1 rRNA gene is annotated in these 3335 nt (G+C 54.7%); it reads right to left on the bottom strand.

Features of this window, described 5'->3' with window-relative positions:
• Window positions 1–5: 5 nt before the first annotated feature.
• Window positions 6–3135 (bottom strand): 23S ribosomal RNA (locus ACTHQS_RS20935).
• Window positions 3136–3335 lie beyond the last annotated feature (200 nt).

The raw sequence follows: 3335 nt of genomic DNA, 5'->3' as shown, positions 1-3335 counted from the left end.
TCTGTGTGGTGTAAGTTGTTGGCCTATTAGTACCGGTCAGCTTCACGAGTCGTTAGTCCTCGCTTCCACATCCGGCCTATCAACCCAGTGGTCTGGCTGGGGGCCTCTCACACACAAGGTGTATGGAAATCTCATCTTGAAGCGAGCTTCCCGCTTAGATGCTTTCAGCGGTTATCCCATCCGAACGTAGCTAATCAGCGGTGCACTTGGCAGTACAACTGACACACCAGAGGTTCGTCCGTCCCGGTCCTCTCGTACTAAGGACAGCCCTTCTCAAATTTCCTGCGCGCGCAGCGGATAGGGACCGAACTGTCTCACGACGTTCTAAACCCAGCTCGCGTACCGCTTTAATGGGCGAACAGCCCAACCCTTGGGACCTACTCCAGCCCCAGGATGCGACGAGCCGACATCGAGGTGCCAAACCATGCCGTCGATATGGACTCTTGGGCAAGATCAGCCTGTTATCCCCGAGGTACCTTTTATCCGTTGAGCGACGGCCATTCCACAATGTACCGCCGGATCACTAGTCCCGACTTTCGTCCCTGCTCGAGATGTCTCTCTCACAGTCAAGCTCCCTTGTGCACTTACACTCGACACCTGATTGCCAACCAGGCTGAGGGAACCTTTGGGCGCCTCCGTTACTTTTTAGGAGGCAACCGCCCCAGTTAAACTACCCATCAGGCACTGTCCCTGACCCGGATTACGGGCCGAAGTTAGATGTCCAAAGTGACCAGAGTGGTATTTCAACGATGACTCCACCCGAACTGGCGTCCGGGCTTCAACGTCTCCCACCTATCCTACACAAGCCACTCCGAACACCAATACCAAACTATAGTAAAGGTCTCGGGGTCTTTCCGTCCTGCTGCGCGTAACGAGCATCTTTACTCGTACTGCAATTTCGCCGAGTTTATGGTTGAGACAGCGGGGAAGTCGTTACTCCATTCGTGCAGGTCGGAACTTACCCGACAAGGAATTTCGCTACCTTAGGATGGTTATAGTTACCACCGCCGTTTACTGGGGCTTAAATTCTCAGCTTCGCCGTGAGGCTAACCGGTCCTCTTAACCTTCCAGCACCGGGCAGGAGTCAGTCCGTATACATCGTCTTGCGACTTCGCACGGACCTGTGTTTTTAGTAAACAGTCGCTTCCCCCTGGTCTCTGCGGCCCCGATCCCCTCCACACCGCAAGGGTGTATCAAGGTTGGGGCCCCCCTTCTCCCGAAGTTACGGGGGCATTTTGCCGAGTTCCTTAACCATAATTCTCTCGATCGCCTTAGTATTCTCTACCTGATCACCTGTGTCGGTTTGGGGTACGGGCGGCTAAAACCTCGCGTCGATGCTTTTCTCGGCAGCATAGGATCACCAAATCCCCCCAAACGGGGGTCCCATCAGATCTCAGGCACTATGAGTGGCGGATTTGCCTACCACTCGCCCTACATCCTTAGACCGGGACAACCATCGCCCGGCTCGGCTACCTTCCTGCGTCACACCTGTTAATACGCTTGCCTCCCAGGATCAGGTCCCGCGCTCCACCAAAACCCTTCCATCCAAAGGACGGTCAGGCAGGTTTCGGGCGGTTAGTATCCCCTGTTCAACATGGACGGTTTTTCGCCGGTACGGGAATATCAACCCGTTGTCCATCGACTACGCCTGTCGGCCTCGCCTTAGGTCCCGACTTACCCAGGGCAGATTAGCTTGACCCTGGAACCCTTGATCATTCGGCGGACGGGTTTCTCACCCGTCTTTCGCTACTCATGCCTGCATTCTCACTCGTGTAGGCTCCACCGCTGGTTTACACCGCGACTTCACCGCCCACACGACGCTCCCCTACCCATCCACACTCCTGAACCACGAAGGCTAGGAACATATGTGAATGCCACAACTTCGGCGGTGTACTTGAGCCCCGCTACATTGTCGGCGCGGAATCACTTGACCAGTGAGCTATTACGCACTCTTTTAAGGGTGGCTGCTTCTAAGCCAACCTCCTGGTTGTCTGGGCAACTCCACATCCTTTCCCACTTAGCACACGCTTAGGGGCCTTAGTTGGTGGTCTGGGCTGTTTCCCTCTCGACTATGAAGCTTATCCCCCACAGTCTCACTGCTGCGCTCTCACTTACCGGCATTCGGAGTTTGGCTGACGTCAGTAACCTTGTAGGGCCCATTAGCCATCCAGTAGCTCTACCTCCAGCAAGAAACACGCAACGCTGCACCTAAATGCATTTCGGGGAGAACCAGCTATCACGAAGTTTGATTGGCCTTTCACCCCTACCCACAGCTCATCCCCTCCATTTTCAACTGAAGTGGGTTCGGTCCTCCACGACGTCTTACCGTCGCTTCAACCTGGCCATGGGTAGATCACTTCGCTTCGGGTCTAGATCACGCCACTCACACGCCCTATTCAGACTCGCTTTCGCTACGGCTGCCCCACACGGGTTAACCTCGCGACGTAACACTAACTCGCAGGCTCATTCTTCAAAAGGCACGCCGTCACCAGAATCAGACTGGCTCCGACGGATTGTAAGCACACGGTTTCAGGTACTGTTTCACTCCCCTCCCGGGGTACTTTTCACCTTTCCCTCACGGTACTGGTCCGCTATCGGTCATTAGGGAGTATTTAGGCTTATCAGGTGGTCCTGACAGATTCGCACGGGATTTCTCGGGCCCCGTACTACTTGGGATACTCTCACAGGCGGTACAAACACATTACGGTTACGGGACTAACACCCTCTCTGGCCGGCCTTTCAAAACCGTTCACCTATGCGCGCACATCACACCCCACCAGCCCGGCAGAACTGGTATGGAAAGTCCCACAACCCCGACCATGCAACGCCCGCCGGCTATCACACATGGAACGGTTTAGCCTGATCCGCGTTCGCTCGCCACTACTAACGGAATCACTATTGTTTTCTCTTCCTGCGGGTACTGAGATGTTTCACTTCCCCGCGTTCCCCCCACGCACCCTATGTGTTCAGGTACGGGTCACCAAGTCACCTTGCGGCGCTTAGCGGGGTTTCCCCATTCGGACACCCTGGGATCACAGTCCGGTTATCGACTCCCCCAGGCTTATCGCAGATTCCTACGTCCTTCTTCGGCTCCTAATGCCAAGGCATCCACCGTGTGCTCTTAAAAACTTGACCACAAAGATCAAAAACATTTTCGAGAGAACCACGAAAACCAACCACACCCAACGGACACCACCCAAGGGCAGTACCATCACGCGCAGCCAGATCCAGGTTCATATATCTTGGAAATTGCTTCTTATACAAGATGCTCGCGTCCACTATGTAGTTCTCAAACAACAACCCCACACCACACACCCCACACACACAAACATGCG

The organism is Arthrobacter sp. SAFR-044 (assembly GCF_051965175.1).
Lineage (GTDB): Bacteria > Actinomycetota > Actinomycetes > Actinomycetales > Micrococcaceae > Arthrobacter.
This window is presented reverse-complemented; position numbering and strand designations above follow the sequence as displayed.